This window comes from Romboutsia sp., from assembly GCF_035470145.1.
Lineage (GTDB): Bacteria > Bacillota > Clostridia > Peptostreptococcales > Peptostreptococcaceae > Romboutsia_D.
Genome location: NZ_DATIRC010000417.1, coordinates 1 through 6262, shown reverse-complemented (window position 1 = coordinate 6262; position 6262 = coordinate 1). Strand labels below are relative to the sequence as shown.

Genomic DNA, 6262 nt, shown 5'->3' with positions numbered 1-6262 from the left:
GAGTTTTTAGATTTTTATGAGGAAAATGAAGATGAAATCTACGATAAAGAACAACGGGTATTTACAAATTGGTTTTATAACTGTTGGATAAAAGCGGGTGGGCAAAATTTCAAACTACCATCATATTTTGTTTTTCATGATGATGACAAATCTTTCAATTTAAAGGAAAACAAATGGATTTCTGATGATAATAAATGGGAGTAAAAATATTTATCTAATATAGCCAAATCTTAAAATATATACAAATAATTCATAATTCTTTAAGCACTTAATAAAATATAGGTGGTTTTTGTTATGTTCAAAAAAACATCTGTTTTAGTGTACATTTTGTTAATCTATAAGTTTTGATATAATATAGATGAATAGAAATTTGTGGGGGGGTAACTATATTATGGAAAAATTAAATAAAATAATAAAAATAATAAGTCTAACTTTTATTATATTAGGACTGGTTATTTTTACTGTAGTTATTACCATAGGAAGAACTAATGAATCATTACAACCAACATTAACAAGACTGGTTCAAATATATCTCTATTGTACGATGCTTTTAACTATAATTAATGGTTTATTAGGATACATAGGTAGAAAAAAATAGATAAATTTAAAAATAACAAATACAAAAAAGATAAAGCTAACTTAAGCACTTACTAGGTAGATGCTTTTATTGTGCTCAAATAAACATCTGTTTTAATGGACAACTATTAAGCATTAATTCTGATACAATTAAATTAACAATTGTTAAGCATTGATATAAAAAAGGTGGTGGAGTTAGCATTGACAATTATGATTTATTATATTTTAATTTTTGTTGCAACTTTAGCAACGATAATCTCTATAGCTATAGGGGGGACATATACAATTAAAGGCATTTTAGGAATTATATTTGCAATTTCTTGTATTTTAAGGTGTAAATCAGAAAATAGAAATATAGCTGTAAATCTAGCATACTGGATATCAAGTATAATTATAGTATCCTCTTTTGTTTTAGAACAATTTCTTAAATAAATAGTAATGTTCCAAAAAACATATCTTATAGTGAACAGTAATAATAGATACATTAAAATTAAATAACTGTAATTAATTCAAGAGTAAGATGTTCAAGAAATTAGATTAATATTTTTATGTACAGACATAAAGGTATCAAAACTTTGTTTCATAAATGTTTAAATAAAAATACAAGAGGGTATAACCATATTAGATAAAAACTTAAGAGGAGGACGTAAATATGATAAGAGTATGCCCATATTGTTCAAATGTTGATGTAAATAAATTAAAAGAAATAGCTGGAGAAGAAAATGTTAAAACAGGATGTATAGGTGCTTGTAGATCATTTTCTAAAGAAGCAGTCGCAAAAATAGATAAAGAACTTGTAATAAAGCAAAGTGAAGAAGAGTTATTTAAATTATGTAAAAAGTAAGTGATAAAGTGACCTATAAATTTATAGGTCATTTTTATATGTAAGTTTATACAAAATAAACCAAACACAGTAAGAAGGAATTTTAAAAATATTACAGAATAATATAAAATATTACATTAAATTAAAAACAATACTTGTGAGGTGCGATATGGAAGATGTTTGTAGAAAATTCTCAAAATACTTTGATTTTAAAGATATGCTAAGTAAATATAATATTTACAAATATATTGTTTTTATACTTTGTTTACCATTTATTTTCTACATAAGAAAAGTAAATTATCTATTATCTCATAGTATTATTGAAACATTAGATACAGCTATATGTTTTAGTCTTGTTATTACTGTTATTAATTCTTATAAAATGTCAAAAAATAATTATTTTCTTTTTTTAGGTATTGTATTTGGATTTGTTTCTCTTTTTAATTTTCTACATGGTGTTACTTACATAGATATTATATATAACGGGAAAGAATCAATAAATATATCATTACAATTAAGTACAGCATTTAGACTTGTAGAAGTATTATCAATATTAATATCTTTTATTTTTTTATATAAAAATTTTAACAAAGATGTAGTAGGTTATTTTTATATATTTCTTTCTTTGTTTTTATTGTACATAATTTTTTTTACAAACTATTTTCCTACATGCTTTATTACTGGTTTAGGTAATACTAAATTTTACGTTCAATGTGAGTACATGTCGATTTTATGTATGTTATTAGCTACTATACTTTTTGTTAAAAATAAAAAGCATTTTAGTAAAACAACAGTATTTTACATGAGTGCATACTTAATATTATCAATGCTAGTAAGATATATGTTCGTTGTTAATAACTCAATTTACAATGACTTTAATGTATTAATCCACATCTTAAAATTTATATGCTATTACTTTTTGTACAAAGCTTTAGTTGAAAATGTAATAAAAAATCCTTTAAATGCTCTTTTCAATGATTTAAATAATAAAAATATAGAACTTGAATTGAAAACTATAGAATTAGAAAAAACTATTTCTAAATTAAATGAAGAAAAACTTAAAGTTGAAAAAATTAATGAAGAACTTAAGGTTAGTAAAAATAATTATAAAAAGCTTATAGAGTTTTTACCAGATGCAGTTATTTTTAGACATAATTACAAAATTGTATATGCAAATGCAGCTGCTGTTAAACTATTCGGAGCAAAAGATAAACAACAATTATTAGGAAAAACTCCTTTTGAATTGACTCATGGAGATTACTTAGATGATTTGACTAAAAAGCTAGAAGATCAAAAAAATGGTATTACACCTACTGTTAATTTTGGAGAATATAAATTGATTTCACTTGATGGAAAAATAAAAGATGCTGAATTTAAAAGTACTTGCTTAGAACCAAAAGAAGATAATTATTATTTGAGTGTGATTTATGATAATTTGGAAAGAAAAAAAGCTGAGAAAGCTATAAAATTATTAAATGAAGCTAAAGAAAATGAAAAGCTTAAAACAGAGTTTTTTGCTAATTTATCACATGAAATTAGAACCCCAATAAATGTAATTTATAGTGCGCTTCAAGTATTAGAGCTAAATTCTAAGGATGAATTTACAAAAAAATACAATGCAATAATAAAGCAGAATTGTTGTAGACTTTTAAGACTAGTTAATAATATAATTGATTCTACTAAAATAGATGATGGATTTTTAAAATTAAACCTAACATGTAATAACATAGTATCAGTAGTAGAAAATATTGGTTTATCTGTTTCTAATTACATAGAGTTACACGATATGACTTTGATATTTGATACAGACGTAGAAGAAAAATATTTAAACTTTGATTTAGATGCTATTGAGAGAATAATTCTTAATCTAATTTCTAATGCTGTTAAGTTTAGGCGTGAAAATGGTACTATAAATATTAATATTTTCGATAAAGGAAATAGCATAATTATATGTGTAAAAGACGATGGTATAGGCATTTCTGCTGAACAACAGAGTTTTATTTTTGAAAAATTTAAACAAGTTGACAAGTCTTTTACAAGAAATACAGAAGGAAGTGGAATTGGTTTATCTCTTGTAAAGTCTTTAGTTGAGCTACATAAAGGAACTATAACACTAAAAAGTAAAGAAGGTGTAGGTAGTGAATTTATTATTGAATTACCTATATTTGCAGTATCTCAACATTGTGTTAAAAATAATGATGAAATTTTTCAAAGTAATATAATTGAAAAAATAAATATTGAATTCTCAGATATATATTTGTAGAATGGTTTTAAAAAAACTTGATACAATACAATACTATATAAAGTTATAATACAGGGGCGTTTATACCTTAGAAGAGAATCTCTTCTAAGGTATTTTTATTATATAATATAGTTAAATGAACTAATTAATATATAAGTAAGAGGTGAATTAAATGTTTAAAAGTATTTTGTACATTGATGAAATAAAAGAAGACAGTTTTAATTTAGTAGGAGGCAAAGGATACAACTTAGGAAAAATGATTCAAAATAAATTTCCTGTACCAAATGGATTTTGTATAACAACTTTAGCTTTTAGTGAATTTATCAAAAATATAAAAAATGAAAATGTATTTATAGACTTAGAAAATACAAACTTTGATGACTTAAATAACATAGATAAACTATGTTTCAAGATAAGAAAACTAATAACCTCTAAACTTATTGATGAAAATTTAGAAAATGAAATAAACATAGCATTAAATAAAATAGGGAAAGAAAAATTCTATGCAGTTCGTTCAAGTGCAACAGCAGAAGATTTAGAAAATATGTCCTTTGCAGGACAGCAAGATACATATTTAAATACACAAGGTATAAATTGTATAAAAGAAAATATAAAAAAATGCTGGGCATCTCTTTACACACAACGTGCAGTAATTTATAGAAAGAAAAATAAAATAAAAGAAGAAGATGTATCTATATGTGTAGTTATACAAGAAATGATAGATGCTAAAAAGTCTGGAATTATGTTTAGTGCAGATCCATTAACTAATAGTTATAATAACATTACAATTGATGCAGGATTTGGATTAGGGGAAGCTTTGGTAAGTGGACTTATAACACCAGATTTATATAAGTATCATAAAGTAGAAAATAAAATTATTTATAAAGAGGTAAATAAAAAAGAAATAGCAATTTATAGGAATAAGGGTGGAGGTACACAACAAGTTATCTTAGATGAAAATCAAAAAACTACACAAGTATTATCAGATAATGAAATAAAGCAATTATCTAATATGGCAAAAGATATAGAAACTTATTACAACTCTCCTCAAGATATTGAATGGGCAATTAACGAAGAGGGCAAGATTTATATATTACAAAGCAGACCTATAACTTCTCTATATCCAAAAATAAATAAAATAGATAATGAAGAAAGAATTTATATATCATTTAACCATATTCAAGTAATGACAGATCCTATAAGACCTTTAGGAATAGATTTGTTCAAAAACATACTACCTTTTGTATCAGTACAAGACGCAGGAGGAAGGATATATATTGATATAACACCAGTAATTAAGCTTCCAATAAGAAATAAAATAATAGAGAAATTAATACCTAATGTAGATTTTTTAATGGCAGATGCTTTAAAAAATTATGTTGATAAATATAGCATAAGCAAAAAATTACCTTCAACAAAAGTAATCAAACAAGTAAAAAATGTAGTGTTACCAGTAATAAAAACAAGTAGAAAAAATTATAAAGAAAATATTAAACCAGATAGCCAAGCTATAGTAAAAAAATTTATAAAACACTTTACAGTTGATATAGACAATGAGATAAATAAAAGTGAAAGTTTAATAGAAAAAATTAAAAAAATTCAAGAGATAGGACCAAGTATGTTTCCATCTGTGTTACAAAACATAATGCCATATATTGCACCAGGAATAATAAGCTATAAGAAGTTATTACCTCTTTTAGAGAAAAATAATATAGATACAAATTTGTGCGAAAAAGTTGTAAGCGGAATAGAAGGAAACATAACTACAGAAATGGGGCTAATGGTAGGGGATTTATCTGACTCAATAAGAAATGATACTTATTTAATAAAAATATTAGAAACAAATCCTAAAAATGCTCATAAAAAAATAATTCAACAAAGTGAAGACAATGTAAGAAAAATTTTTGAAAAATTCTTGAGTATATATGGTATGAGAGGTATTAAAGAAATAGATTTTACTAATGAAAGATATATTGAAGATTTTACACCAATAAGCATAAGTGTATTAAATAATATAAAAACATTAAAAGAAAAGGAACATAGAGAAAATTATAATAAGCTAATAGCAGAGTCTATAATAAGTGAAAATAAAATTTTAAAAACTCTAAAGGAAAAAGGAAATAAAAGAGATTTAGATAAAGCTCAAAATTATATAAAAAATATAAGATGTTTTTTATCAATGAGAGAACATGGTAAATATGCGCTTATGAAGATTTTTAATATATTTAGAAATGTATTTAAAGAAGTAGGTGAGCATTTAGAGGAAAAGATGTTATTAGATTCAAAAGAAGATATTTATTATTTAACAATAGACGAAATAAAAGATATATTATTAAATAAAAAAAATTATAAAAAAGTTATAGATAGTAGAAAAGAAGCTTATGAACTTTATGAAAAATTAACACCTCCAAGAGTTATTAATAGTGATGGAGAAATTTTCAAAGGTAATTATAATAAAGGCGATATACCAAAAGATGCGCTGGTTGCAACATCTGTTTCTTGTGGAATTTATGAAGGATATGCAAGAGTAATATTAAATCCTACAGATGATAATCTTAAAAAAGGAGAAATACTTGTTACAAAATTTACAGATCCAGGTTGGACACCACTTTTTATAAATG

The 6262-nt window shown here is 24.1% G+C and carries 6 protein-coding genes; all 6 read left to right on the top strand.

The genetic code is table 11. The features are described 5' to 3' along the window. Window positions 1-204: hypothetical protein (locus tag VLM92_RS16445; protein ID WP_325277405.1), on the top strand; the 204-nt coding region annotated here is incomplete at its 5' end. A 187-nt stretch (window positions 205-391) separates the two neighbouring features. Continuing rightward, window positions 392-598, top strand: a complete 207-nt coding sequence (locus VLM92_RS16440; protein WP_325277404.1) for a hypothetical protein — start codon at window positions 392-394, stop codon at window positions 596-598. 140 nt (window positions 599-738) lie between these two features. Beyond that, window positions 739-1008 (top strand): hypothetical protein, encoded by a 270-nt coding sequence (locus VLM92_RS16435; protein ID WP_325277403.1) that lies wholly within the window; start codon window positions 739-741, stop codon window positions 1006-1008. 220 nt (window positions 1009-1228) lie between these two features. Then, window positions 1229-1420, top strand: coding sequence for a DUF1450 domain-containing protein (locus VLM92_RS16430; RefSeq protein WP_325277402.1), 192 nt, complete (start codon window positions 1229-1231; stop codon window positions 1418-1420). 148 nt (window positions 1421-1568) lie between these two features. Then, window positions 1569-3662 (top strand): MASE3 domain-containing sensor histidine kinase, encoded by a 2094-nt coding sequence (locus VLM92_RS16425; RefSeq protein WP_325277401.1) that lies wholly within the window; start codon window positions 1569-1571, stop codon window positions 3660-3662. 151 nt (window positions 3663-3813) lie between these two features. Then, a partial coding sequence (locus tag VLM92_RS16420) for a PEP/pyruvate-binding domain-containing protein (protein ID WP_325277400.1) occupies window positions 3814-6262 on the top strand: 2449 nt, incomplete at its 3' end.

Excerpts from the sequence above, each read along its gene's own strand:
- VLM92_RS16430 (WP_325277402.1), top strand. The coding sequence starts at position 1,229 with ATGATAAGAGTATGCCCATATTGTTCAAATGTTGATGTAAATAAATTA.
- VLM92_RS16425 (WP_325277401.1), top strand. The coding sequence starts at position 1,569 with ATGGAAGATGTTTGTAGAAAATTCTCAAAATACTTTGATTTTAAAGAT.
- VLM92_RS16440 (WP_325277404.1), top strand. The coding sequence starts at position 392 with ATGGAAAAATTAAATAAAATAATAAAAATAATAAGTCTAACTTTTATT.